This window comes from Brevundimonas halotolerans, from assembly GCF_003730275.1.
Taxonomy (GTDB): Bacteria; Pseudomonadota; Alphaproteobacteria; order Caulobacterales; family Caulobacteraceae; genus Brevundimonas; species Brevundimonas halotolerans.
Genome location: NZ_QTTA01000007.1, coordinates 14,605 through 40,559 on the forward strand (window position 1 = coordinate 14,605; position 25,955 = coordinate 40,559).

At 66.6% G+C, this 25,955-nt stretch carries 22 protein-coding genes and 2 pseudogenes; 11 read left to right on the forward strand and 13 right to left on the reverse strand.

The genetic code is table 11. From position 1 onward, the window contains the following. The first annotated feature begins 158 nt into the window (after window positions 1-158). The 7 genes and pseudogenes from EG854_RS02640 to EG854_RS02670 all read left to right on the forward strand — a co-directional run bounded on the left by EG854_RS02640 (window position 159) and on the right by EG854_RS02670 (window position 9,544). Entirely contained in the window at window positions 159-2,432 is a 2,274-nt protein-coding gene (locus EG854_RS02640) for a TonB-dependent receptor plug domain-containing protein (RefSeq protein WP_123286189.1), read from the forward strand. 239 nt (window positions 2,433-2,671) lie between these two features. Next, window positions 2,672-4,432: a PAS domain-containing protein gene (locus EG854_RS02645; RefSeq protein ID WP_241153097.1), complete on the forward strand. Its 1,761-nt coding sequence runs from the start codon at window positions 2,672-2,674 to the stop codon at window positions 4,430-4,432. 24 nt (window positions 4,433-4,456) lie between these two features. Then, on the forward strand, window positions 4,457-5,680 hold the full coding sequence (locus EG854_RS02650; RefSeq protein WP_123286191.1) for a DUF2254 domain-containing protein: 1,224 nt from the start codon (window positions 4,457-4,459) through the stop codon (window positions 5,678-5,680). A gap of 108 nt (window positions 5,681-5,788) precedes the next feature. After that, entirely contained in the window at window positions 5,789-6,598 is an 810-nt protein-coding gene (phnC, locus tag EG854_RS02655; protein WP_123286192.1) for a phosphonate ABC transporter ATP-binding protein, read from the forward strand. Further along, window positions 6,595-7,455, forward strand: a pseudogene (gene phnD / locus EG854_RS02660) (phosphate/phosphite/phosphonate ABC transporter substrate-binding protein); the annotation flags it as partial. The gene phnC and the pseudogene phnD, both read left to right, overlap by 4 nt. A gap of 174 nt (window positions 7,456-7,629) precedes the next feature. Continuing rightward, on the forward strand, window positions 7,630-8,454 hold the full coding sequence (gene phnE, locus EG854_RS02665) for a phosphonate ABC transporter, permease protein PhnE (RefSeq protein ID WP_123286224.1): 825 nt from the start codon (window positions 7,630-7,632) through the stop codon (window positions 8,452-8,454). Between the two features lie 37 nt (window positions 8,455-8,491). Next, window positions 8,492-9,544 (forward strand): substrate-binding domain-containing protein, encoded by a 1,053-nt coding sequence (locus EG854_RS02670; RefSeq protein WP_123286193.1) that lies wholly within the window; start codon window positions 8,492-8,494, stop codon window positions 9,542-9,544. Between the two features lie 12 nt (window positions 9,545-9,556). Here the strand turns inward: EG854_RS02670 and EG854_RS02675 are convergent, their stop codons facing one another. Next, window positions 9,557-10,177 carry a class I SAM-dependent methyltransferase gene (locus EG854_RS02675; RefSeq protein ID WP_164461789.1) on the reverse strand — a complete coding sequence of 207 codons (621 nt, stop codon included), beginning with the start codon at window positions 10,175-10,177 and terminating at the stop codon, window positions 9,557-9,559. Between the two features lie 5 nt (window positions 10,178-10,182). Then, entirely contained in the window at window positions 10,183-11,271 is a 1,089-nt protein-coding gene (locus tag EG854_RS02680) for a glycosyltransferase family 4 protein (RefSeq protein WP_123286195.1), read from the reverse strand. 151 nt (window positions 11,272-11,422) lie between these two features. Here EG854_RS02680 and putA point away from each other — a divergent pair, with 151 nt between their 5' ends. Beyond that, complete coding sequence (gene putA / locus EG854_RS02685) at window positions 11,423-14,581, forward strand: bifunctional proline dehydrogenase/L-glutamate gamma-semialdehyde dehydrogenase PutA (RefSeq protein WP_123286196.1); 3,159 nt, start codon at window positions 11,423-11,425, stop codon at window positions 14,579-14,581. 45 nt (window positions 14,582-14,626) lie between these two features. Here the strand turns inward: putA and EG854_RS02690 are convergent, their stop codons facing one another. The 4 genes from EG854_RS02690 to EG854_RS02705 all read right to left on the reverse strand — a co-directional run bounded on the left by EG854_RS02690 (window position 14,627) and on the right by EG854_RS02705 (window position 19,416). Continuing rightward, complete coding sequence (locus EG854_RS02690) at window positions 14,627-15,844, reverse strand: RtcB family protein (protein ID WP_123286197.1); 1,218 nt, start codon at window positions 15,842-15,844, stop codon at window positions 14,627-14,629. Between the two features lie 292 nt (window positions 15,845-16,136). After that, window positions 16,137-16,721 (reverse strand): fatty acid desaturase CarF family protein, encoded by a 585-nt coding sequence (locus EG854_RS02695; RefSeq protein WP_164461791.1) that lies wholly within the window; start codon window positions 16,719-16,721, stop codon window positions 16,137-16,139. 101 nt (window positions 16,722-16,822) lie between these two features. Next, on the reverse strand, window positions 16,823-17,740 hold the full coding sequence (locus EG854_RS02700; protein WP_123286199.1) for a hydroxymethylglutaryl-CoA lyase: 918 nt from the start codon (window positions 17,738-17,740) through the stop codon (window positions 16,823-16,825). Continuing rightward, window positions 17,737-19,416, reverse strand: coding sequence for an ArnT family glycosyltransferase (locus EG854_RS02705; RefSeq protein ID WP_123286200.1), 1,680 nt, complete (start codon window positions 19,414-19,416; stop codon window positions 17,737-17,739). The genes EG854_RS02700 and EG854_RS02705 overlap by 4 nt, the downstream gene beginning before the upstream one ends. Before the next feature lie 101 nt (window positions 19,417-19,517). Here EG854_RS02705 and EG854_RS02710 point away from each other — a divergent pair, with 101 nt between their 5' ends. Together EG854_RS02710 and EG854_RS02715 are read left to right on the forward strand one after the other, a co-directional pair. Further along, on the forward strand, window positions 19,518-20,246 hold the full coding sequence (locus EG854_RS02710) for a glycosyltransferase family 2 protein (protein ID WP_123286201.1): 729 nt from the start codon (window positions 19,518-19,520) through the stop codon (window positions 20,244-20,246). Window positions 20,247-20,361: 115 nt separating this feature from the next. Next, window positions 20,362-20,787, forward strand: coding sequence for a hypothetical protein (locus tag EG854_RS02715; protein ID WP_123286202.1), 426 nt, complete (start codon window positions 20,362-20,364; stop codon window positions 20,785-20,787). On the opposite strand, the gene EG854_RS13340 is transcribed toward EG854_RS02715, so the two are convergent. From EG854_RS13340 to hslV, 7 genes and pseudogenes are all read right to left on the reverse strand, one after another. Next, entirely contained in the window at window positions 20,788-20,913 is a 126-nt protein-coding gene (locus EG854_RS13340) for a hypothetical protein (RefSeq protein ID WP_260155554.1), read from the reverse strand. Window positions 20,914-20,940: 27 nt separating this feature from the next. Next, window positions 20,941-21,330, reverse strand: coding sequence for a hypothetical protein (locus tag EG854_RS02720; RefSeq protein WP_123286203.1), 390 nt, complete (start codon window positions 21,328-21,330; stop codon window positions 20,941-20,943). Beyond that, on the reverse strand, window positions 21,327-21,977 hold the full coding sequence (phaR, locus tag EG854_RS02725) for a polyhydroxyalkanoate synthesis repressor PhaR (protein WP_241153098.1): 651 nt from the start codon (window positions 21,975-21,977) through the stop codon (window positions 21,327-21,329). Before phaR ends, EG854_RS02720 begins: the two co-directional genes overlap by 4 nt. A gap of 76 nt (window positions 21,978-22,053) precedes the next feature. Continuing rightward, window positions 22,054-22,764 (reverse strand): PAQR family membrane homeostasis protein TrhA, encoded by a 711-nt coding sequence (trhA, locus tag EG854_RS02730; RefSeq protein ID WP_123286205.1) that lies wholly within the window; start codon window positions 22,762-22,764, stop codon window positions 22,054-22,056. Between the two features lie 156 nt (window positions 22,765-22,920). Further along, window positions 22,921-24,231 carry an ATP-dependent protease ATPase subunit HslU gene (gene hslU, locus EG854_RS02735; protein ID WP_123286206.1) on the reverse strand — a complete coding sequence of 437 codons (1,311 nt, stop codon included), beginning with the start codon at window positions 24,229-24,231 and terminating at the stop codon, window positions 22,921-22,923. Window positions 24,232-24,318: 87 nt separating this feature from the next. Continuing rightward, window positions 24,319-24,582: pseudogene (locus EG854_RS13250) on the reverse strand (GxxExxY protein); the annotation flags it as partial. 200 nt (window positions 24,583-24,782) lie between these two features. Continuing rightward, window positions 24,783-25,364 carry an ATP-dependent protease subunit HslV gene (gene hslV, locus EG854_RS02745; protein WP_164461793.1) on the reverse strand — a complete coding sequence of 194 codons (582 nt, stop codon included), beginning with the start codon at window positions 25,362-25,364 and terminating at the stop codon, window positions 24,783-24,785. Between the two features lie 136 nt (window positions 25,365-25,500). Here hslV and EG854_RS02750 point away from each other — a divergent pair, with 136 nt between their 5' ends. Next, a complete protein-coding gene (locus tag EG854_RS02750; RefSeq protein WP_123286207.1) occupies window positions 25,501-25,932 on the forward strand; it encodes a BLUF domain-containing protein in 432 nt (143 codons plus the stop codon). Window positions 25,933-25,955: the final 23 nt, after the last annotated feature.

Sequence of the window (25,955 nt, forward strand, 5' to 3'; positions counted from 1 at the left end):
CCGTGACATACCGTCGGTATACAGGCGAGCCGTCTTTGAAGTGTGACCCCGGCGTCAACCGAGCTTGCATAAAGCGTCACTGTAGCGTCTCCGCGAAGCGCTAACGGCGATCTCAGGGCAGGGACGAGACAACGTCCGCCCAAGGGGACGACATAGTCATGAAACTGAAGCTTCTCGTGGGCGCCGCACTGGCGCCCGTTCTGGCGGCCGGCGCCGCCTTCGCCCAGGACGCCGAGTACGAGGGTCCGGTTACGGCCGTCGAGGATGTGATCGTGACCGGTCAGCCGGCCATGCGGAACCGCACCGATGCCGTTGTGCCGACCCTGTCCTACGACCTCGACTATTTCCAGCGGTTCGAGCCGCTGACCGTGGGCGACGCCCTGCGCCGCGTGCCGTCGGTCACCTTCCTGTCCGACGTGCTCGAGTCCGATGGCGCGCGCCTGCGCGGCCTCGACCCCGGGTACACCAAGATCCTGATCGACGGGGAGGAAGTGCCCGGTTCGGGCGTCGACCGCTCCTTCTTCGTCGACCGCATCCCCGCTGAACTGATCGAGCGCGTCGAAGTGGTCCGCTCCTCCTCGGCCAACCGGTCGGGCGACGCCGTGGCCGGGACCATCAACATCGTCCTGCGCGATGCCCTGTCGCTGGACGGTGGCTATATCCGTCTGGGCGCCCTGATGTTCCCGGACAGCGACTATGGCGAGTTCGGCGGCACCTATGGGGCCGTCTGGGGTGGTCAGGTCGGCGAGGGCCGCCTGCTGGTCGGGGCCAATGTCCAGGACCGGCGCAACCCGAAGAACAAGTACAGCATCCGCTATGACGAGCCGGGTGGCACCATCGACAACACCGAGGTCCAGACCGACGTCCGCGACGGCACGGACTATGCCTTCAACGCCTCGTACGAAGTGCCGCTGGCCGGCGGCATGCTGGACCTTTCAGGCGTCTTCGTTCGCACCGACCGTTTCCAGGACGAGGATTCCCTCGAGTATGAGGGGGGCGTCGAAACCCGGGCCAATCTGGCCGTGGTCAACGACAACGACCTCGACATCCGCACCGACAACCTGTCGCTGCGTGGCCGCTATGAGCGCGAGATGTTCGGCGGCGAGACGACCTTCAAGCTGGGCTATGCGACCATCGACGACGAGCAGTACGAGTTCGAGGCCGAGTCCGAATATCTGCGCGACGGCACGCCCTTCCCTGACGAGGACCGCTTCACCCTCGATTCCGAGACCATCGACATCCAGGACGAGGAATGGAAGGCCGCGATCGAGCACAAGATCGAGCTGTCCGGCGACATGGAGCTGGAGTTCGGCGTCCAGGCCAATTGGAAGACACGCGACAGCCTGATCACCGAGACGCCGCGCATTCGCTTCAATGTGCCGAATGCGCCCGCGCCGCGCCCCGCCGTGCCGCCGTTCGGCGCGTCCAGCCCGGTTCTGGGCGGCGATGCGAGCATCGAGGAAAATCGTATCGACCCGTATGTCATGGTGTCGGGCAACTCCGGCGCCCTGCGCTGGGAAGCCGGTCTGCGCTATGAGGCGACCGACGTCACCATCACCGACCGGACGGTTCCGGCCGCCCAGCAGGTGACCGAGAATGACTATGGCGAGTTCCTGCCCTCGTTCAGCCTGCGCTGGCGACTGAATGACACGGACCGGGTGATCTTCTCGGCCGCGCGCACCGTGCGTCGTCCGAACTTTGATCGCCTGTCGCCCGCGCTGCTGGAAGAAGAGTTCGGCGACAGTGACTTCGTCGGCAATCCGGAGCTGCAGCCCGAAACTGCGGTCGGCTTCGACCTCGGCTTCGAGCGTCGTCTGGGTCGTCGTGGCGTCGTCGGCATCAACGCCTTCTATCGCGACATCACCGACCTGATCGAGGAGACCAACACGGGCGTTGAAGGCTCGGCGGGTCCCGGCACCTTCATCTACACCGTCGACAATGTCGGCGACGGCAAGGTCTATGGCCTGGAGTTCGACCTCTCGACCCCGCTGGACTTCATCGGGATGGAATCGACCGGAGTCTTCCTCAACTACTCGTGGCTGGACAGCGAGATCACGGACTTCGCCGGCGAGCGCCGCTTCAACGGCCAGTCGGACTTCGTCTTCTCGGCCGGCTTCACCCAGGATCTTCCGACCTGGGGCGCAGCCTTCGGCGCCAGCTACCGCAAGCAGGGCGACGCCGAGGATCGCGTCCTGACGGAAGAGGTCCTGACCTCGTATGGTGCGGACCTCGAAGTGTTCATCGAGAAGCAGATCGGCGAGAACATCGTCGTCCGTCTCACCGGCTCCAACCTGCTGGACTCGTCGAAAGACGAAGTGTTCGACAAGTTCGACAGCGTCGGCGATCAACTGGCCCGCGACTACGACGAGTACGAAATCGAGACCGAGGCCGCCGGCCCGGTTTATCAGCTGGTCATGCGCATCGCTTTCTAGGAATAGCGATCTGCAGGAATGACGGGGGCCGGGCGGAAACGTCCGGCCCCTTTTGTTGTGGATCATCAGTGATCTCTCCGGAACGTGACCGCGGGTCGCTGGACCCGGCTGCTGTGGCGGTCTAGTCGCCTTGCGGGGGAGCGGGTGCGGAACCGGTTCGCCTCTTGCACGGTGTCGTGCCTTAACCGCGCAACTGCTTCAAATCGGGATCAAGGCCGTCAATGTTTCTGGAAGGTGAGGTGAACTGGACCCTGGTGCTCTGGGCCGTGACGGCAGTCTCGGTCTGTGTCGCCCTGTTCAGCGCATGGTTTGCCGTGACCCACAGGGTCCGCCACGTTACGACCTCGTCCGAGCTGGATCTGGTTCAAAAGGCCGCCGAGAGCGCCGACAAGCGCCTGTTCGAGACCCTCAATGCCGTGCCCGTGGCCCTGGTCGAGACCGACAGCCAGGGCAAGTTCGTTTATGCCAACCGCGCCGCCCACCAGCTGCTGGGGCGCCGTGACGCCGAGCTACTGGGGCTGCGGTTCCATTCGGCGACCTGGGGCATCACCTTTCCCGACGGGCGGCCCGTGCCGCCGGACCTTTTGCCCAGCGCCCGCGCGCTGAGGGGCCAGACGGTCAAGGGATTCCAGCATCTTCTGGCCAATCCGGCGACCCGCAGGACCATGCTGGTCTCGGTCACCGCCATGCCGATCGAGAATGAATACGGACAGGTGGTCGGCTCTATGGCCGCCATTGTCGAGACTGAGGGGCTGACGACGCCCCAGATCGAGACAGCCCCGGCTGTCACCCCCGATCCGGGCTATGTCCGGCGCGTGTTCGAGGCCGCCTCCAGCGCGCTGGTCGTCGTCGATGCAGAGGGACAGGTGCGGGAGGTCAATCCCGTCGCCGAGAGTCTGGCGCATGGAGCCGACGCCCCCGTGGGCCGGTCGTTCATGGATGTCTTCCTGACCGAGGCGGACCGCGCGGCGGCGCATCAGGCGATCCGTGCCGGCCTTGTGGCGTCGCCCGAGGATACCCCTGTCATCGATGCGGGTGAGGTGCGCTGGCGGATGCTGCCCCTGACCGACGATGATGGACGCGTCGATGCCTTGCTGCTGGCGGGCGAGCAGCGCGAACCCGAAGCCGAACCGTCGGTCGAGCAGATCCCACAGATCGACCCGGCCGAGCTGGATGCCGCGACCGCCCGCCAGGGCGAACTCGAGGCCGAACTGGCCGCCGCGCGGGCTGAACTGGACAGTGAACGCGACGCCCTGCGCCGGATCGAGGCCGAGGCTCGTTTTGAGCTCGAGGGCAGCCAGCGACTGGCCGACGTCGGCCGCCTGACCGGAGGTCTGGTCCATGACCTCAACGCCCTGATCGGGGTGATGACCAGCGCGCTCGATATGATGCTGAAGCAGGCCGACGACCCCAGCCGCATCCGTCGTCTCGGCGAAGCGGCGCTGGCGGCCGGTCAGCGCGGCGAACATCTGACCCGCCGTCTGGGTGCCTTCAGCGAGGGCGAGGACGAGTCTCCCGTTCAGGTGATGGACGTCGCCGTCCTGTTGAAAGGTCTGGAAACGAAACTGCGGACCCAGGTCGGCCCCGGCGTCGATCTGATGGTCGAGGTTCCGTCCGAGCCCGCACCGGTGCGGCTGGATCCCGTGATCTTTGACGGGGCCGTCCGCGCGCTGGTCGCCAATGCGCTGGAGGCGGTCGCAGGGCAGGGTTCGGTCGCCGTGCGCCTGGAGCCCAAGATGGAGGGCGGCTGGCTGTTGTCGGTGCGCGACAGCGGGCCCGGCTTTTCTGACGAAGCCCGCACCCGGGCGGTCGAGCCGTTCTTTTCGACCAAGCCAGGCGCCCAGGGGCTGGGTCTGGCCCAGGCCCATGCCTTTGCCCGGCAGGTCCGGGGCCGGATGTCGATCGACCGCGCGCCGGGGGGCGGCGCCGAAGTCAGCCTGTCCCTGCCCGAAGCGCCCGCAGATCAGCTTGTGTCGCCGGATCAAAGTCAGGCAAGCTAGACAGATGCACGCGCGCTCCCCCTCATGAACCGCTGGCTGTTCTACTGGCGCAAGCTGACCCGTCAGCTGTGGGTGCGGGCGACCGCCTATGCCGGGTTCGGGGTCGGCGCGGCCCTGATCGCGGCCTGGGGCTCCCCGTTCGTGCCTTCAGAGATGGCCGAGCGCCTCGGCAATGAGTCGGTTGAGGAAATCCTGACCATTCTGGCCTCCAGCCTGCTGGCGGTGGCCACCTTCTCGGTCGGGGCCATGGTGACGGCCTATACGTCGGTCTCCAGTTCTGCCACGCCGCGTGTCGCCGCCCTCGTGACGGCCGATGACCGGACGCAAAAGGCCCTGTCGACCTTCGTGGGCGCCTTCCTCTATGCGATCGTCGCGGTCACGGCGATCAATGCGCAATATTACGGGGCCGGCGGCCGGGCCATCCTGTTCCTGACCAGCCTGGCTGTCGTGGGTCTCGTGGCATTCCGGCTGCTGGCGTGGATCAACACCCTGGCGCAGCTGGCCCGCGTCGGACATATGATCGAGCGGGTCGAGGCCGAGGCCCGACAGGCCCTTTGCCGCCGCGCGGCCCGTCCGTTTCTGGGTGGAGTGGAGGGCCGGATCGAGTCTGGCGCAACGATTGCGGCCTCGCGCACTGGCTATGTCCAGAATGTTGACCCCGAACGCCTTCAGGCGCTGGCCGCGGATGCGGACTGCCGCGTGGAAATCCTCGCCATGCCCGGCACGCTGGTGCGACGTGGTGAGCCCTTGGCCCGGGTCGGGGTGAAGGCCCTGACCGATGAAGCCCTCGAAGATTGGCAGGGGGCCTTTGCCGTGGGGCACAGTCGGTCGTTTGATCAGGACCCGCGTTATGGCCTGATCGTGCTGGGTGAGATCGCGGCCCGCGCCCTGTCGCCCGGAATCAATGATCCCGGCACAGCCATTCAAGTGGTAGCCGCGGGCCTCAGACTGCTGGACGAATGGGAGCAGGCCCGGACCGATCCGGATCCGGTCAGCTGTGACCGTATTCTGGCCCCGGCGCTTGATCCTGCGGATCTGCTCGAGGACGTGCTGGCGACCACGGCCCGCTACGGCGCAGGCGACGTCGGCGCGTCGGTGCGTCTGCGAAAGGTGCTGGCCAGTCTGGCGGCGAATCCGGGCCCGTTCCGCGAACCGGCGCGCCGCATGGCTCGTGATCAGCTGGAGCGGGTTCGCAGCGGGCCGTCAACCCGGGCCGATCGGTCGCAAATCGAGGCGGTAAAGGTCTGATCGGTCCTGTCCGGTCTGGACGGCATGGCCGCCGCCTGCCATTAAGACCTGCCCGTGCGCAGGCCGCGCCACGTCCCGGGCGTCCGTCTAACCACGAACAGCCCGCTCATGAATTCCTCCGCTGCTTCCGCCGAATCCACCGGCTTCGTCTCCGTGCAAGACGTGTCCAAGACGTTCGGCGTCTTCAAGGCGCTGGATGGCGTGTCCCTGTCGGTTCAGCCCGGCGAGATGGTGGCCCTGATCGGTCCCTCCGGCTCGGGCAAGTCGACGCTGCTGCGCTCCATCACCGGTCTGGTCGATATCGATCGCGGCGGCCGCATCGAGGTGTTCGGCGAGACGGTCCAGGTCAATGGCCGCACCACCGCTGCTGTGCGCCGCGCCCGCTCGCGATTGGGCATGATCTTTCAGCAGTTCAATCTGGTCGGCCGGCTGAGCCTGTTCAGCAACGTCATGCTGGGCGCGCTGGGTCGCATTCCCGCGTGGAAGGGCCTGCTGGGCCTGTGGCCGCAGGAAGACCGCACGCGCGCCATGGCGGCCCTGCACCGCGTCGGCGTCGCCGACTATGCCGCCCAGCGCGCCAACACCCTGTCGGGTGGCCAGCAGCAGCGCGGCGCCATCGCCCGCGCCATCGTCCAGGGTGCTCGCGCCATTCTGGCCGATGAGCCGGTCGCCTCGCTGGACCCCGTTTCGGCCCGCAAGGTCATGGAGATGCTCGTCGAGCTGAACACTCGCGACGGGATGGGTGTGCTGGTGACGCTGCACCAGGTCGACTACGCCATCCGTTACTGCAACCGCGTCGTGGCGCTGAAGGGCGGCAAGCTGGTCTATGACGGCCCCGCCACCGGGCTGGACCACGACCGGCTGGTCGACATCTACGGCCCCGAGTTCGAGGATGCGTTCTGGGAGGCCAAGGTATGATCCGCGCCTTCTTCACCCGTTTGGCTCCCGCCCTTGCTGCGGCTGTTGCCGTCGTCGCGCTCGGCCTGCCCGCGCAGGCCCAGACCGCGCCGACCCGGCCCGACGCCCCGGACAAGCTGGTCTTCTCGATCCTCTCGGCCGAGGGTCAGGCGTCGTCCGGCCCGCTGTGGACGCCGCTTCTGGACGACCTTGAGCGCGAGCTCGGCATTCCGGTCGAACCGATCTTTGGCTCCAACTATTCGGTGCTGGTCGAGGCGATGAGCGCCGACCAGACCCAGATCGGCTGGTTCTCGGCCCTGCCCGCCGTGCAGGCCATCGACCGGGCGGGGGCCGAGGTCATCGCCCGGGCCGTCGACGTCGAGGGCAAGGATTCCTACACCTCGACCCTGATCGTGCGGCGGGGCTCCGGCATCACGATCGAGGACATCGTCGCCTGTGACCGGACGCTGGATTTCGGTCTCGGCGATGCCCAGTCGACCTCGGGCACGCTTGCGCCCATGACCTACTTCTTCAGCCCGCGAAACATCGATCCGCGCGCCTGTTTCGCCACGGTGCGCTCGGCGAACCACCAGGCCAATTCGTTTGCCACCGCCAATGGTCAGGTCGATGTCGCAACGTCGAACTCGGTCAATACGGTCTTCCTGACCCGCCAGAATCCCGAAATTGCCTCCCAGATCGAGGTCATCTGGGAATCGCCGCCGATCCCGGAATCGGGCATTCTGGTCAAGGGCGACCTGCCCCGCTGGCTCAAGGCCGAGATCGCCGAGTTTTTTACCGGCTATGGCCAGGGCTTTGGTCCCGAGGCGGATCGCCAGCGCCGGATCATGCAGGGGCTGAACTATTCCCAGTTCCGCGCTGCCGATAACAGCTATCTGAACCCGATCCGTGAGATGAAGGCCGATCAGGCCCGCCGCGAGGGCACCCCCCCCGAGGTCGCTCCGCCCGAAGCCCTGAATCTGGTCCAGATGGCGCGCCAGTGGGGGCCGTTCGGTCTGGTCGGCCTGCTGATCCTCTTCGCCCTTCTGGCCAATATGCGTCGCCAGGCTGCGCCTGCGTCGCGCGACCCCGCCACCGTGCCGCCGCCGCCCGAGAAGTCGACGGCCGCATGGTCGCTCGACCTGCTGCTCTGGGGCGGTCTGGCCATCATCCTGATCGCCAGCTTCGGCCGCGTGGACATGCCCAACCTCGGCAATCTGTTCACCAATACCGAGAACATGCGGAACTATGGCCGGGACTTCCTGTCGCCGGACTTCTCGGACTGGCAGTTGCTGGTCGGACAGATGTGGCTGACGGTCCAGATCGCCCTGTGGGGCACCTTCCTCGCCGTCTTCATCGCCGTGCCGCTCAGCCTGATGGCGTCGCGCAACCTGTCACCGCCCTGGCTGGTCTGGCCGGTACGCCGTTTCATGGACCTGCTACGGTCGATCCCGGATCTGGTCAGCGCCACCCTGTTTATCGTGGCTGTGGGGCTGGGGCCTCTCGCCGGGGTGCTCGCCATTGGGCTGAACACGGCGGGCGTCCTCGCCAAGCTGTTCTCGGAAGCGGTCGAGTCGATCGACGCCGGCCCGATCGACGGGGTCAAGGCGACCGGTGCCGGACGCCTGCACGAAATCGCCTGGGGGGTGATCCCGCAGGTCGCGCCCCTGTGGACCAGCTTTGCCCTCTACCGTTTCGAATCCAACAGCCGTGCGGCCACCGTGCTGGGTCTGATCGGCGCGGGCGGCATCGGCCAGGTGCTGTTCGAGAGCCTGCAGGCCTTCGACTACAATACGGTCTCGACCATCGCCATCATCATCATCGTGGCCGTGACCCTGATCGACATGCTGTCACAAGCCATGCGCAAACGTCTGCTTTAAGGGCGCCAGGCTCTCATCCGCATACGAGGTAATTTCCATGCGTCTCCGCTTCCTGACCCTTGCCGCTGTCTCCGCCCTGGCCCTCGCCGCCTGTGGCGATCAGGGCGGGTCGTCCACCCGTGACGGCATCTGGGCTGCGGGTTCCTCGACGGTCTTCCCCTTCACCACCCGCGTGGCCGAGAATTTCGCCCGCAGCACCGGCGGGGCCATGCCGCGCGTCGAATCGCTCGGCACTGGCGGCGGTATCCAGGCCTTCTGTCAGGGCATCGGCGCGCAGACGCCGGACATCGCCAATGCCTCGCGCCGGATGAAGCCGTCGGAATACGACATGTGCGCCGCCAATGGCGTGACAGAGATCATCGAGCTCAAGATCGGCTTTGACGGACTGGTTATCGCCACCGCCCGCACCGGCGCCGACTTCGCCTTCGAGGGCGATGACCTGTATCTGGCGCTGGCCAAGGATGTGCCGGGCGAGGGCGGCTTTGTCGCCAACCCCAACACCAGCTGGGATCAGGTGCGCTCAGGCCTGCCGTCCACCCGCATTCTGGTCTATGGCCCGCCGCCGACCTCGGGCACGCGCGACTCCTGGCTTGAGCTCGGCATGGCGCCGGCCGCCATGGCCAATCCGACGCTGGCGGCCCTGTCGGAAACCGACGAGGACGCGTTTGAGACCCGGGCCCACACCCTGCGAGAAGATCAGGTCTGGGTCGACTCGGGCGAGAATGACAATGCCATCGTCCAGACCCTGACCCGCACCCCGGGCTCGGTCGGCGTGTTCGGCTATTCCTTCCTCGAGCAGAATTCGGAATCGGTGAAGGCGGCCAGCGTCAACGGCGTCTATCCGACGCTCGAGACCATTTCGTCGGGCGAATATCCGATCAGCCGGTCGATGTATATCTACATCAAAAAGGCCCACATCGGCGTGACGCCGGGTCTGGACCAGTTCATCGCCGAGTTCGTCTCGGACGCTGCGTCTGGCCCGGGTGGCTATCTGCAGGACCGGGGTCTGGTGCCGCTTCCCGAAGCCGAACTGGCCGCCCAGCGTGAGATCGCCCGCGCCCACACGCCGATGACCCGTCCCGCCGAATAGGCGGCCGAGAGATCAGGACGTCGCGCGTTCGGCCAGCCGCCGCGCGACGTCTTCCATCCGGTACAGCAGCAGATAGTGATCGCCCGATACCGGCTCCGGCAGGCTGTACGGCGGGGCCTCTAGATCCAGAACCCGCGAAGCGTGCGGCACGACGGGGTCCAGATCGACGTTTTCGAAGCCCCGGTTGGTGGTGACCAGCAGCCAGTCCGCGCCCGAGGCCACCATATTCTCCAGCGCCGCCCACACATCGGCCTCCGACAGGTGATTCAGCAGGTCCTTGCTGAAGATCAGGTCGGTGCGTTCCGGGGCGGCCAGCGTGATGTCCAGCAAGCGGAATTCGTGCGTGGGGTGGCTGAGGCGGTTGTCCCGGATCAGCGCCGGCACGACGTCATAGCCGACATAGGTCACGTCCGGATGCGCAGCCAGTAACTCTGGCATCCAGTTGAAATCCCCGCACGGGATGTCCGCCATCGAGCGAACGCCATGCTCGCGGATCACCGTGTCCAGCACATGCAGGGCGAGCAAGACGGTCGGTGCGGCGCGTTCCGACCCCGGCCCGGAAGCCGATTCCCGGGATCCCCACAGACGTTGCTCATAGACCCCGGAGAACCGTTTTTCATTGTCTCCGGTCATGGTCGTCATGCCGCCTGGGATCGGCGGCGCAGGCGGGTGATACGGCGCAGGCGGCGCCAGAAACGGCCCCGCTCCGGCTCGGGATAGGGCTCAAGGTTCTCGACGAACTGTTCGGCCGAGGCTCGCCAGCTGAACTTCTCGGCATAGGCGCGCACATCGGCCCGATCCAGATCGAGGCAGGCCATGCAGGCGACCCTCAGGTCGTCGTCGATGGCGCCGGCGCCCGACCCCGGAATGATGTCGATCGGGCCGTGCGCCGGATAGGCCGCGACCGGCGTGCCCGTGGCCATGGCCTCCAGGATCACCAGGCCAAAGGTGTCGGTCCAGCTGGGGAAGACGAAGACATCGGCGTCGCGGAAACAGCGGGCCAGTTCCTCGCCGAACCGGGCGCCGAGGAATTTGGCCTCGGGATATTTCTTTGCCAGCTCGGCGCGCGCCGGACCGTCACCGACCACGATCTTGGTGCCCGGCAGGTCCTGTTCGAGGAAGGTCTCGATATTCTTCTCGACCGCCACCCGGCCGACATTCAGCCAGAAGGGACGCGGCCAGTCCTTACCACCAAGCTCGTCGTAGATGCGCGGCAGATCCGGGTTGAACAGCTCGGTATCCACACCGCGCGACCAGGGCGAGACGTTGCGAAATCCATGCTCCAGCAGCTCGTCGCGCAGCGTCGGCGTGGCCACCATCAGCCGCCCGGACGGCTTGTGGAACCACTTCATATAGGCATAGCCAACCTGCACCGGGACCGGGAAACGGGCGGAGATATATTCCGGAAATTTCGTGTGATAGCTGGTCGTAAAGGGCAGTTTCCATTCCACACAGATGCGGCGCGTGGCGATGCCGATCGGCCCCTCGGTGGCGATATGGACGGCATCGGGCTCGAATGCCCTCAGGCGCTCCCGGATTTCCTCTTCTGCCCCCAGTGCCAGCCGGATTTCGGGATAGGTGGGGCAGGGGATGGTCTTGAATTGGCTGGGTTCGATGACCTCGACCTCATGGCCCATGCCGCGACATTCCGCCACGGTTCGGGTCAGGGTTCGGACGACGCCATTGACCTGGGGCTCCCAGGCGTCGGTGGCCAGAATGATGCGCATGGAGGGGCCGCTGCAGCCTTTGTCTCTGTCGGGGATCGAGACTTACCCCGAAGCGGGGGCGATGGCGAGCCGGGATCATCCCCAAGCGTGGCGGCAAAGACTTGGACACGCCCCCCTCCCGCTCGGTGAAAGAAGTCGCTAAGGGGGCCGGATGGCCTCGAACGATACCTCCGCCCCCTTCGACGAATCCACCCTGTCCCAGAACTGGGAGACGCTGGACCGTGCCAAATTCGCAGATGAGACCACCGCCGTGCGCGAGCTGCTGGGCCGGGTGCCCCTGTCGGCCGAGGAGCGCACGCGGGTCGTCGATGAGGCCGTCGCCCTGGTCGAGTCCGCGCGCAAGGACTACCGGCTGGAAGGCGTGGTCGAAAGCTTCCTGCAGGAATTCTCGCTGGGCACACGCGAGGGTCTGGCCCTCATGTGTCTGGCCGAGGCCCTGCTGCGAACCCCCGATGAGGACACGCGCGACAAGCTGATCGCGGAGAAGATCGGCTCGGCCGATTGGGCCAGCCACATGGGTCAGTCCGAAAGCCTGTTCGTCAATGCCTCCACCTGGGGCCTCATGCTGACCGGCAAGCTGGTCGAGGTCGACGAGGATGCACGCCGGGATCTGCCGGCCTTCCTCAGGCGGGTGGCTGGACGGGTCGGCGAGCCCGTGATCCGTCAGGCGGTCGCGGCCGCCGTGCGCATGATGGGCGAACAGTTCGTCGTTGGCCGCTCGATCAACAGCGCCCTGAAGCGGGCCAACCGCGAAAAGTGGCTGTGCAGCTTCGACATGCTGGGCGAGGGCGCCCGCACCGTCGCCGACGCCGCCCGCTACGAAAAAATCTATGCCGACGCCATCCATGCGGTCGGCAAGGGCCGGGCCCAGCGCCCCGAGTCAAAGGGGCCCCAAACCGGCCACGGCGTCTCGGTCAAGCTGTCGGCCCTGTCGCCCCGCTATGAAGCGACCCAAAGCCCCCGCGTCTGGGACGAGCTGTATCCCCGGGTCAAGCGACTGGCCCTGATCGCCGCCGAATACGACCTTAACTTCTGCATGGACGCCGAGGAGGCCGACCGGTTGGTCATCTCGCTCAAACTGCTCGACCGGCTGGCCCACGATCCCGATCTGGGCGAGTGGAAAGGCCTCGGTCTGGCAGTCCAGGCCTATCAGAAGCGCGGACCCGAAGTGATCACGCGCGTCGCCGAGCTGGCGCGCGCCTCGGGCCGTCGCCTGATGGTGCGTCTGGTGAAGGGCGCCTATTGGGACACCGAGATCAAGCGCGCCCAGGTCATGGGCCGCCCCGACTATCCGGTCTATACGACCAAGGCCGCGACCGACCTCAACTATCTGGTCTGCGCCCAGGGGATCATCGACGCCGCCCCGCATCTGTACGGCCAGTTCGCCACCCACAATGCCGTGTCGCTGACGGCCGTGCACCGCATGGCCAGACGCGCAGACGTCAAGGTCGAGTTCCAGCGTCTGCACGGCATGGGCGAGGCCCTGTATGACGCCGCCGAAGCCGCCTGGAAGGCAGACCGCCCGGTGGTCCGGGCCTATGCCCCCGTGGGTGGGCACGAGGAACTGCTGCCGTATCTGGTCCGGCGTCTGCTCGAGAACGGCGCCAACTCTTCCTTCGTCCACGTGCTGATGGACGAGCGCGTGCCCGCCGCCACCGTGGCGACCGATCCTATTTCCCTGGTCGAGGCCCAGCCCGACCGTCACCCCAAGATCCCGGTGCCCAGAGACATGTATGGTGACCGCCTGAACTCGCTCGGCCGCGACTATTCCCGCCAGGAAGACCGCGACACCCACCTCCAGGCGCTGGAGCTGGTGGACCGTGAGAAACTGACCTCCGGCCCCATCATCAACGGCCGCATGCAGGCCGGCATCAATGCCGAGGACGTGACCAACCCCTACTGGCGCGATGACATTCTCGGCCATGTGTCCGAGGCCTCGCCCGAGGACATCGACACCGCCATCGCCAACGCCGGGCGCGCCCAGATTGCCTGGGACCGCAAGGGCGGTCACGCTCGCGCCCATGTACTGCGTGCCATGGCCGATTGCCTTGAAGAGGACCTCGATCGTCTGGTCGCCTTGCTCAGCCGCGAGGCCGGCAAGACCCTGAACGACGGCGTCGCCGAGGTGCGCGAGGCCGCCGACTTCTGTCGCTATTACGCCATGCTGGCCGAGCGGGACTTCGGCGGGCCGGAAGCCCTGACCGGCCCGGCGGGTGAGACCAACAAGCTGATCCTTCACGGGCGCGGCGTGTTCGCCTGTATCAGCCCGTGGAACTTCCCGCTGGCCATCTTCACCGGCCAGATCGCCGCCGCCCTCGCCGCCGGCAATGCCGTGGTGGCCAAGCCCGCCGAACAGACGCCCCTGATCGCGGCTGAGGCTGTGCGCGTGTTCCACCGCTGTGGTCTGGACCCCAACCTGCTGGCCCTGTTGCCGGGCAAGGGGGAAACGGTCGGGGCCAAACTGGTCTCCCACCCCGGCATCGACGGTGTGGCCTTTACCGGCGGCACCGAAACCGCCTGGGCGATCAACAAGGCCATTGCGGCCCGGCCCGGACCGATCCTGCCCTTCATCGCCGAAACCGGCGGGCTGAACGCCATGTTCGTCGACACCACGGCCCTGCGCGAACAGGTGATCGACGATGTGCTGGTCTCGGCCTTTGGCTCGGCCGGCCAGCGCTGCTCTGCGCTGCGCATCCTCTATGTGCCCAAGGACCGGGCCCAGATCCTGATCGACGGGCTGAAGGGCGCGCTGGACGCCCTGGTGGTCGGCGATCCGGCCGACCCGGCCACCGACGTCGGCCCGGTGATCGACGCCGAAAGCCGCAAGATCCTCGAGGATCACGTCGCCCGACTGGAAAAGGAGGGCAAGGTCCTTGCCCGCGGCAATCTGCCGGAGGAGGCCGCACGCGGCGATCTGTTCGCCCCCGTCATCGCCGAAATCCCCACGCCGGACTTCCTTGAGAAGGAGGTGTTCGGCCCGATCCTGCACATCTATCGCTATGGCCCGAACGAGCTGAAGTCGGTCACAGAAAAGCTGGCCGGGCGCGGCTATGGCCTGACGCTGGGCGTGCACAGCCGGATCGAGGCCTTTGCCGATCAGGTCATCCGTCTGGTCCCCGCCGGCAATGTCTACATCAACCGCTCGATGACCGGCGCGGTGGTCGGCGTCCAGCCGTTCGGCGGCGAGGGCCTGTCGGGCACAGGCCCCAAGGCCGGCGGCCCCAACAGCCTGATCCGCTATGCCGCCGAGAAAGCCATCAGCAACAATATCGCAGCCCAGGGCGGCGACCCGGCGCTGATGAACCTCTGATCCGAACGACGAAAGCCGGCTCCGCTTGCGCGAAACCGGCCTCCGTCATCCCTTGACGCACACCACCTGACGCAGGGTGTGCACGACCTCGATCAGGTCGGTCTGGGCCGCGATGACCGCGTCGATGTCCTTGTAGGCCATCGGCGTTTCGTCGATCACCTCGGCGTCCTTGCGGCATTCGACGCCTTCAGTGGCGCGGACGTGGTCCTCCACCGTGAAGCGTCGCTTGGCCTCGGTCCGGCTCATCGCCCGACCGGCGCCGTGCGAGCAGGTGCAGAACGAGTCCGCATTGCCCTTGCCGCGCACGATGAAGGATTTCGCCCCCATCGAGCCGGGGATGATGCCCAGCTCATCCAGCTTGGCCGACACCGCGCCCTTCCGGGTCAGGAACACGTCCTTGCCGAAATGCTTCTCCTTCGAGACGTAGTTGTGGTGGCAGTTCACCGCTTCCTGCGTCGTCTCCAGATCCGGCCAGAAGGCCTTCAGCACCCCCAGCACCTGCTCCATCATCACCTCGCGGTTGGCGCACGCGTATTTCTGCGCCCACGACACCGCCCGGACATAGTGGATGAAGCCGTCCGTCCCTTCCGGGAAATAGGCCAGGTCCTGATCCGGCAGGTTGATGTGCCAGCGCCGCATTTCGTGCTTGGCCCGTTCGATGAAATAGGTCCCGAACCGGTTGCCCACGCCGCGAGAGCCCGAGTGGAGCATCACCCAGACGTCGCCCACTTCATCGAGGCACAGCTCGATGAAGTGGTTGCCCGTGCCCAGCGTGCCCAGGTGGCCAAAGCCCCGCGGGTGTGCCGCCTTGGGGTGGGCCTCGACGACGGCGTCGTAGCCGGCCTTGAGGTCAGCCCAGCGCGTCACGGCCGAGGCCGGCGGCTCGCCCGACCAGGCGCCCTTGTCGTTGCGCCCGCCGTTGTCGGTGCGGCCGTGCGGAACGGCCGCCTCGATGGCGGAGCGGATGCCCGACAGGTCGTCCGGCAGATGCTCGGCGCGGATCGAGGTCCGCACCGCCATCATGCCGCAGCCGATGTCCACGCCCACGGCCGCCGGGATGATGGCCCCCACGGTCGGGATCACGGACCCCACGGTCGCGCCCTTGCCCCAGTGCACGTCAGGCATGACCGCCAGATGTTTATGGATGAAGGGCAGGGAAGCCACATTCTTCAGCTGCTGCAGCGCCGCATCCTCGATGGGCACCCCGCGGGTCCATGCCTTGATCGGCACTCGCTCGCTTTCGATTACATTGTAGCCGGACATGGCCGACGTCTCCTCTTCTGAATGGTTCTCCCGAACCGGTCAGAGGGAGTCGCCAGATATGACAAACCCCTCTGCCGGAAGCAGGAGGGGTTGGAAAAAACCGAAGCCGTTACGCCTCGTTGCTCACCATTGCCCTCCCGCGCACGCGCCATTGACCTCGACCGGCTGGCGGTCGAGGTCCATGGGCAGGTACGAAGGGGCGGTTCTGGTGAACATGGGTGTCTCGGTTTCGGGAGGGCGCTGTTAGCCGAAACCGAACGGCGAAGCCAGCCCGGTTTTTGGATACCATGCCTTAAGCGGTGGCGGTCGGCACGACGTAGTTCGGATTCGGCCGCGCGTAAGCCATGGGCTTCAGCCCGAGATATGACAGGCCAACCTCGGCTCGCCGCCACAGGTCGAGCCGATCCACGACCGGGTTCACCCAGTCCGTGATCAGGCAGTAATGTTCGGTCGGTGAGGCGCCGTGATGAACGCCGTGATGGCGCGGCGACTGTAGAATCCCGAACCGCTGCAGCGGCCTGACGATTCTCGCGAGGTAGCGGGGACGGCGGTGCGCCCACGCGTGAATCTGATTGGCGCATGCGCCGAAGGCGAAGGCGCTGAGCGTCACGGGATTCAACCAGCCGAAAGCGCAGCAGAGGCCGAACAGACTACCGACAAGTATGAAAAAGCCGGCGTTGTTCACGACCCATAAAAGCTGAAACATCGCATGGGGCCGTTCGTGGTGTTCATGGATGAACCGGACGAAATGCGTCCCGATCACAGGCGTGGAACCGGGGGTGTAGCGATCGATGACCCAATGGATGACCCCGGACGCGAAGTCGGCCAACAGCAGGCCAGCAATAAGCGTCACGACGACCTGAAGCAGAGCGAGCATGGGTCCCCCTATTAATCGCGAGGTTGCGCGATCTGCGGCAACCACACAATGCGACGTTCCGTCCCTACCCTTTGAACGAGAGTCCACTGACCGGGACCTGCTCAGCCCACCCCCGGCCATCCCCCCGCGCGGCTGAGGGCGCTGGGGGCTGGGCGGCCGATCTTTTCGCCGATCCAGCGGGCGGTTTCGATCAGGGCGTCGAGGTCATAGCCGGTGTCGAACCCGGCCCGTTCCAGCATATAGACCAGGTCCTCGGTGGCGATATTGCCGGTGGCGCCCGGTGCGAACGGACAGCCGCCGATGCCGCCGACCGAGGCGTCCAGAACATCGACCCCGGCCTCAATCCCGGCATGGGCATTGGCCAGACCGGTGTTGCGCGTATCGTGGAAATGCAGACGCAGGGTGGCGTCGGGCGCGGCCTTGCGCGCCGCCTCGACCTTTTTCGTCACGGCCCAGGGGTCGCCCGCGCCGATGGTGTCGGCCAGGGCGATCTCGCGGATGCCGAGGGCGGCATAGGCCCCGACCATGTCGGCGACCTGATCAACACTGACCTCGCCGTCGAAGGGACAGCCCCAGACGCACGAGAGGGTCACCGTCAGTGAGGGCGCCGCATCGCCCCGCTCGGCATTGTGGCGCCGGGCGACGATGGCCTCCACCATGGCGCGCTGCCCGGCCCGGTCCAGCCCCTGATTCTTCAGGCCGAACCCGTCGGTGGCGGCGACCGAGATATTGACCTCATCGACGGCGGTGGTGATGGCCCGGTCATAGCCCCTCCCGTTCAGGACCAGCCCGATGCGGCTGCGGCCGGGCTCGGGGGGCAGGGCGGCCATCACCTCTTCGGCCCCGGCCATCTGCGGCACATATTTCGGATGCACGAAGCTGACGGCCTCGATCCGGCGTGCGCCGGCGGCCTCGAGCCGGCGGGCCAGCTCGGCCCGGATGGCGGGCTCCAGCACCGCCTTTTCGTTCTGCAGGCCGTCGCGGGGCCCGACCTCGACGATCTGGATCGGGCGGCTCATCGGGCCGATCCGGGGGCGACCTCGCTTCCGGGCGGGGCATAGACGGTCAGGTTCACATCATCCCCGGTCGAATAGTTGTGGCCGCTGACCTCCCCGACCGCACGGCCGGTCACGCCCAGTCGGGCGGCGGCCTGGGCAAAGGCCTCGGCATCGCCGGCCTCGACAATGGCCGGGCGTCCCTCGGCCAGCGCCCGGGCCGCGCCCTCGGCATCGGTCAGCTGGGTCGCCCGCCCGGTCAGGAAGACAAAGCTGGGCTCATGGAAGGTGGTGATGGCCACCGGGCTGGTAGTCAGCCCCTGACGCGGATGCAGATTGGCCTGCTCCAGAACCTTGGTCAGCTGCGGGGCGATGGCCAGTGGACGCAGCTGGCGGATGGTCCCGGACAGGGCGGCGTGGCTGAAGATGCCGAGCGCCAGCGCCGCGATCAGTCCCGCCACCGGCGCCTTGTTCAGCAGAAGGAAGCCGCCGATGGCCGCCGCCGCCACAGCCGTGACCATGGTGACCGCCGCCCAGGTCTGGGCCGTCGAGGTGGCAAAGTTCGACACGCCATAGATGGTTATGGCCACGATCAGCCCGGCGGCGACCAGGCCCAGCACCGCGCCCAGACGCCGCGACAGCGTCCCGATGGGCCGGGTCAGGGCGACCGCCGCCAGCAGGGCCAGCGCGCCGAAGGTCGGCAGGGTATAGTGGGCCAGCTTGGTCGGGGTCAGCTCAAAGATCAGCCAGGCGGGCACCAGCCAGCAGATCAGGAAGCGGATGGCCGGCTCGGTGCGCCGCTGCCAGGCGGTCGAGATCGACGCCGGCAGCAGCAGGGTCGCCGGAAAGAACAACAGCGGCAGGAGTAGCAGATAGACACCCGGGGGCGCCCCGTGGCTTTCGTGGCCGCCGGCGATCTTGGGCGCCAGATCGCCGCCGATGGCCTCGCGCCAGAAACCGCCGTCGGTCGCGACCGTAATCGCCAGCGCCCACGGCCCGACGATCAGCGCCACCAGCGCCAGCCCCCAGCCCCAGCCCAGCGGCCTCAGCCAGCGAATGTCCCGGTCCCAGAGCGACAGCGTCAGAGCGGCGGGCACGATGACAATCAGGCCAATGGGACCCTTGACCAGAATCGACAGGCCCAGCGCCCCCCAGAAGATCAGCTTGTGACCCCGGTTCGGTGGGTCATTGGCCCGCACCGCCAGATAGATACGCATCAGGGCCGCCATGGCCGCTGTCACACAGGCCACCAGAACCGCATCCGTCTTGGCGATCCCGGCCTCGGTCGACAGCAGGAAGCTGGCCCCCATGATGGCGCCTGCCAGAATGCCGGTGCGGGCGCCGAACACGGCCGAGCCGACCCAGGCACAGGCGATGGCGGCGATCATCGCCCCCAGCAGGGACGGCAGGCGATAGGGCACGATGTTCCGAGCCTCGACACTTCCGGTCACGGCCACTGCGGCGGCCTGCATCCAGTAGATGCCGATCGGCTTTTTCCAGCGCGGTTCATCCTGGAAGCGGATGTCAACATAGTCGCCCGTCTCCAGCATCTGCGAGGTGGCCTGGGCATAGCGGCTTTCGTCGCGATCCAGCGGCGGCAGCAGCATCAGGCTGGGCAGACCCGCGACCAGCGCCACAAGCGCCGCCAGGGCCAGACCGCGCCAGCCGCGCAGTCGATGAGCAAGATCGAAACCGGTCATGGTCCCGCTTCTATCACGCGGTTTCGGATCGCGTCAGCCGTCTCTCGCGACCGTGAGCGCCCGCCCTCCCCCTTCGCCGCAAAACGGGCTAGACAGCGGCCATGACAGCCGAGCTTCCCCGCATCTCCGTAGTCGTTCCCGTGCATGACGAGGCGGGGGCGGTTGAAACCCTTGTCACCGAAATCGCCGAGGCCTTTTCCGGCCGGGCGTATGAAATGGTGCTGGTCAATGACGCCAGCCGTGATCAGACCCTGACCATCCTGCAGGACCTCAAGGCCCGATTCCCGGCGCTGCGCGTGCTGTCGCATGGGGCCAATGCAGGCCAGAGCCGCGCGGTGCGCACCGGCATTCTGGCCGCGCGCGGTGAGGTCGTCGTGACCCTGGACGGCGATGGCCAGAACCCGCCGTCCGAGGCGCCGAAACTGGTCGATGCCCTGCTGGCCGCCCCGCCGGAGGTCGCCCTGGTCGGCGGTGTTCGTCAGCGGCGTCAGGATACGGGCGCCAAGCTGTGGGCCTCGCGCTGGGCCAACCGCATCCGCAAGCGCCTGCTGGGCGACGATGCCGACGACACCGGCTGCGGTCTCAAGGCCTTCCGGCGCGACGCCTTCCTGCGGCTCCCCTATTTCGATCACATCCACCGCTATCTGCCGGCCCTGATGATCCGCGAGGGCTACCAGAACCGCTATCTGCCCATTACTCACCGGGCGCGCGATTCCGGCCGGTCCAAATACACCAACTGGGAGAGGCTGATGGCCAGCCTTTCGGACCTTCTGGGCGTTATGTGGTTGAAATCGCGGTCAAGAAACCCGGGACGGGTCACCGAAGTCTGACTCCCGCCCTGCCCCCGATGGCGCAGCCGAAGGAACAGGGTTAGACTGGCGTAAAGGTTAACCGGCTCCAGAGTCGGATCAAAGGTCCGCGCGCCGGACGACGAGGGGATAGGCCATGTGGATTGCTGTACCGCTGCTGGTCGTGCCGTGGCTGCTCTATAATGTTGTTGTTCTGACCGGGCTGCTGGGGGGCGACCCGTCGCTGGGCGCCGATCCGTCTTTGCGTCAGGCGGTCTTTTCCCTGCCCATGACCTCGGGCGTGCGGTGGAACGTCGGCGTCGGTGACATGATCCTGTTCCTCGGCCTGATCTTCCTGTTCTTCGAGCTGCTGAAATCCACCTCCAGCCAGAAGGTGGCGATCGTCAATCACGCCCTGTCGATGATCCTGTTCGTGGTCTGCCTGGTGCAGTTCCTGTTGATCCCGACCTTTGCCACATCGACCTTCTTCCTGATCACGGTGATGGTCATGCTGGATGTGCTGGCCGGCTTCATCGTGACGATCATCGCGGCCCGCAAGGATCTCGACTTCAGCGGCGCCTGATCAGCCGAAGACGCTGAACACCAGGGCCACGATCATCACATCGGTGGCGCGGGCGGTGAACGAGAACAGATTGGCCAGAGACATGATCCGGGCTCCGATACGGGACAGGGGTCCCGCATCCAGCAAGGGTCATGCCGCAGGGTGGGCTGGTCGTCAGACCTCGGTCTTGCCGGTCTTGCCCGGTAGCGGGCGACGGTCCTTCGCCCCGGAATATTCATTGCCCAGATAGGCCGAACGCGCGGCATCCAGGACGGGTGGGCCGCCTCTCAGCCCTTTGCGGGCCCCGGTCTGGCCCAGCATCTGGGCCTCGAACGCGCCGGTCCCGAGCGGGGAGACGGGGGGCGGCGTGGCGGCAGGGCCTGCCGCCGGATCGGCAGTTTCGTCCGGGCTCCCGGCAGGGGTTTCCCGGGGCACCAGGGCGCGGCCCTCGGCCCGGCGATCGGCCTGGCGACGCTCGTCCTCGCGACGTCGACCCTCACGCCGATCCGGCACGACGCCCGTGACGGGCGGGGTCGGACCGACAGGCGGGATGCGCCCGGTCATGCCGGATCCGATCCGCCCTTCTTGCCGCCCCGGGCGCTGCCCTCGGCCAGCCGCTCGATCTGGGCACGCATCTCGTCCATCTGGCGACGCATTTCGTCCAGCGCCGGGTCGTTGCCGGACGCGGCGGGTCGGGACGGGGCTTGGGCCGCCTCGGGGGTCTCTTCGGTCGCTCCCGCGCGCGCATAGGCGTTGAAGCCCGGAAACAGGGTCATGGCCTTCTGGAACATCACCATATTCTGGCGAACGGCATCCTCCATCAGCCCCGCGCCGGCGCCGGTGCCGAACGCGCGGTTCAGCTGGGTCCGGAACTGCTCCTGCTGCTTGGAGAAGGAATCCAGTGACATCTCCAGATAGCTGGGCAGCACGCCCTGCATCTGCCCGCCGTAAAAGCCGATCAGCCGCCGCAGGAATTGCACGGGCAGAAGGGCCTCCCCCCGGCTTTCTTCCTCGAAGATGATCTGCGTCAGGATGGTCCGCGTCAGATCGTCGTTGGTCTTGGCGTCATAGACGACAAAGTCGATCCCCTCGCGCACCATGGCGGCCAGATCGTCGAGCGTCACATAGGAAGATGTGGCGGTGTTATAGAGCCGCCGGTTCGCATACTTCTTGATGACGACCGTGTCGCCACCGGGCTTGGCATCCGTCACGCTGATGTCCTTGTGGTGAAACCGGGGTCACTATCGCGCGGCCCGACGCTTTACGCCAGCCTCGACCGCGCGGGGGTCAGGCCGCAGGCGCCAGCACCACCCCCACCAGGATGGCGGCCCAGTGCACACCGGCCCCGGCGACCACGAATCCGTGCCAGATGGCGCGGCGGAACTTCACCTTGGGGCTGATGAAGACGAACACGCCCGACGTATAGACCAGCCCGCCGATCACCAGCAGCGTCAGGGCGGCCGGGTGCACCGTGTCCAGCATGGGCTTGAGCGCCAGCACGGCCAGCCATCCGAAGATCACATAGACGGTGCTCCAGATGGCGTCGGAAAGGCGCGGCAGGACCAGTTTGGCGGCCACACCGGCCAGCGCCAGCGCCCAGATCAGCAGGGTAAAGCCGGTCGACCAGGCCCCCTCGAACCTCTGGGTGGTAAAGGGCGTATAGCTGCCGGCGATCATCAGAAAGATGGCCGCCTCGTCCAGCCGCCGCAGCAGGGGCCGGGCCGGGCCGGGCTGGGTCAGATTATAGACGGTCGAGGCCGCCAGCATGGCGATCAGGCACAGCGCATAGACGGCGGTCGCGATGATCAGGCCCGCGCCTGCTGCCGAGAACGACGACATGACGGCCAGCACGATACCGCCGATCCCGGCCAGTCCCAGTCCGACCAGATGCACCCACAGATCGGCCAGACGTTCGCAGCGCGTTTCATAGTGCTCGGCCATGTCCAGCTCGTCAGGCTGCATCAGGCGGCGGATCAGGGCGGGCAGTGTCCGGGTCATGGGCCGTGCTTTCTTCAGGCCGTTGCAGAAGACGCGTCGAGACAGTCACTGTGGCCGACACTAGGGCGATGAAATGACTCGACCCTGAATCCGCTCCGGTCCGGGCGACAAGAATTCCCCCTGCGGCAGTTGCGCCACACCGGGCCCTGCGCGGCCCTAAAGGATGTATCGGCTCAGATCGCTGTCTCCGGTCAGGTCGCCCAGACGCTCGCGGACCGCCTCCGCGTCAAAGCGGATCGTCTGGCCCGACAGGTCGGCGGCCTTGAAGCTGGTCTCTTCCAGCACCCGTTCGACCACGGTGATCAGCCGGCGGGCGCCGATGTTCTCGATGGCGCTGTTGGCCCCCACGGCGGCGTCGGCCATCGCCTCGACGGCGTCCTCGGTGAACTCGAGTGTCACATTCTCGGTCGCCAGAAGGGCCTGGTTCTGGCGGATCAGATTGGCCTCGGGCTCGGTCAGGATGCGTCGGAAGTCCTCCCGCGTCAGGGCCTTCAGCTCGACCCGGATCGGCAGGCGCCCCTGCAGTTCGGGCAGCAGGTCGCTGGGCTTGGACACGTGGAAGGCTCCAGAGGCCACGAACAGCACATGATCCGATTTCACCGGGCCGTAGCGCGTGGCGACCGTCGTGCCCTCGATCAGCGGCAACAGGTCGCGCTGCACGCCCTCGCGGCTGACGTCGGCGCCGCCTCGATCCTGCCTTGCGGCGACCTTGTCGATCTCGTCGATGAAGACGATGCCTTCGGTTTCGGCCAGCTGAACCGCCTCGCGCGCCAGACTGTCATTGTCGAGCAGCTTGTCGGACTCCTCGGCGATCAGCGGCGCATGGGCGGCCTTGACCGACAGGCGGACGGTCTTGGTCCGCGGGCCGCCCATCTTGCCCAGCATCTCGGTCAGATTGATCATGCCGACATTGCCGCCGGGGGCCATGCCGGGCAGGTCCAGCCCCGGCATGGGCGAGGAAGTGTCGGCGAGGGCCAGATCGATCTCCTTGTCATCCAGCTCGCCCTTGCGCAGGCGGGTGCGGAAGGCGTCGCGCGTGGCCTTTTGCGCGCCCGCCCCGACCAGAGCGTCCAGAATCCGGTCCTCGGCCGCGCGTTCGGCCTGGGCCCGGACCTCGTCCCGGCGGCGGTCACGGACGATGATCAGCGCGGCCTCGACCAGATCGCGCAGGATCTGGTCGACGTCCCGGCCCACATAGCCGACCTCGGTGAATTTGGTCGCCTCGACCTTCAGGAAGGGCGAGCCCGTCAACCGCGCCAGCCGGCGGGCGATCTCGGTCTTGCCGACGCCGGTCGGCCCGATCATCAGGATGTTCTTCGGCGTCACCTCGTCGCGCAGGTCATCGGGCACGCGCTTCCGCCGCCAGCGATTACGAAGGGCCAGGGCCACGGCGCGCTTGGCATCGGCCTGGCCGACAATGAAGCGGTCCAGCTCGGAGACGATTTCGCGGGGGGACAGGTCAGTCATGGCGCTCAGATGGGTGGGCGGAGGGACGTTTGCGAGAGGGGAAGGTTCATCACAAAGGACAGGAAGGAGCCACGAAGATCACGAAGGTCAACGCACGACCCGCCGAAGTCCGTTCTTGATCAATGTCGTGTTGAAGTTGATCAGGTAGCCGAGCCGGCGACCCGAAAAGCGAAGATAGGTTGCAACCTGAGCCGTATGGATCGAAGCCAAGGCGTCGATCGCCTTGATCTCGATCACGACGAGATCGTCGACCAGAAGATCAAGCCGCAGGCCGACATCCACGCGAATGTCGCCGTAGGCGACGGGCACGCCAATCTGACGCTCAACGCGGAGTCCCCGACCCCGGAGCTCTTCGGCGAGGCAGGCCTAGTAGACCGATTCCAGCAAGCCCGGCCCCAATGCACGGTGCACTGTCAGTGCGGCGTCCACGACGACACTCCCGACGCGCTCGACTTCGGCAGGCAGTGGCTCGGGCCCTTCGTGTCCTTCGTGCATCCTCTGTGACCTTCGTGTAGAACCAGCCACCGCTCGGGCAAGCCCCTGCGGCCAAACTACTCCAGTCGCTCCACGGTCAGATTGCCGTTGGTGTAGACGCAGACCTCAGCGGCGATGGCCATGGCCTTGCGGGCGATCGCCTCGGCATCAAGGTCGGTATTCTCGATCAGGGCCCGGGCCGCCGACAGGGCGAAATTTCCGCCGGACCCGACGGCCGCCACCCCGTGTTCCGGCTCCAGTACATCGCCGACGCCCGTTACGGTGAAGATCGAGGTCTTGTCCGCGACCAGCAGCATGGCTTCCAACCGTCGAAGGTAGCGGTCGGTACGCCAGTCCTTGGCCAGATCGACGCAGGCCCGCGCCAGCTGATCCGGATACTGCTCCAGCTTGGCTTCCAGTCGCTCCAGCAGGGTGAAGGCGTCGGCGGTCGCTCCGGCAAAGCCTGCGACAACGCGCCCCCCGGCCAGGGTCCGCACCTTGCGGGCCGCGCCCTTGACGATGGTGGGGCCCATGGAGACCTGACCGTCACCGGCGATGACGGTCGTTCCGCCCTTGCGGACCGCGAGGATGGTGGTGCCGTGCCAGCCGGGCCCGGAAGACTGGGGAGGTGCGGGGAGAGCGTCAGAATAATTCATCATGCCGAAATGGGGCCACCTTTCACCCCTGGCAAGACAACGGCCTGAAATGTAACACGGATATGAAGGTCACATTGTTGCCAATGTAACCCGTTACAGTGGACAACGATTCCATACTGAGTGAACCAAAGGCAAATTTATGCTCCATCGCATCACATATGTGAGCGAGGCGACCGGCACGTTCGGAAAAACCGTCCTGTCGATCGCCCAGATTCTTGGCGTATCGGAAGCCAACAACCGTCGCGACGACGTGACTGGCGCCATGGCGATTGAAGACGGCTTGGTCGTCCAGGTCATTGAGGGCTCGCGGCCCGATGTTGATCGCCTGCTGGGCCGCCTAAGGACCGACCCCCGCCACACCAATCTGTCGATCCTGGCCGACCGCCCGGTCCCTGAGCGCCTGTTCGACGTGCCCATGGCCCACTGCCATTTCGAAAACGGGTCGGCCAGACTCGACCTTTTGGCTCTGGCCGAAGGTCAGATTCCGGTGGGTCGCGCCGAGGATCTTCTGGCCCGGTGCGCCCGCGGTGACGACGCGCCCGAAGCTGCGCGGACCGGCACGGGCAGATAGGCGAACAATCCGGCTCGCCTCGC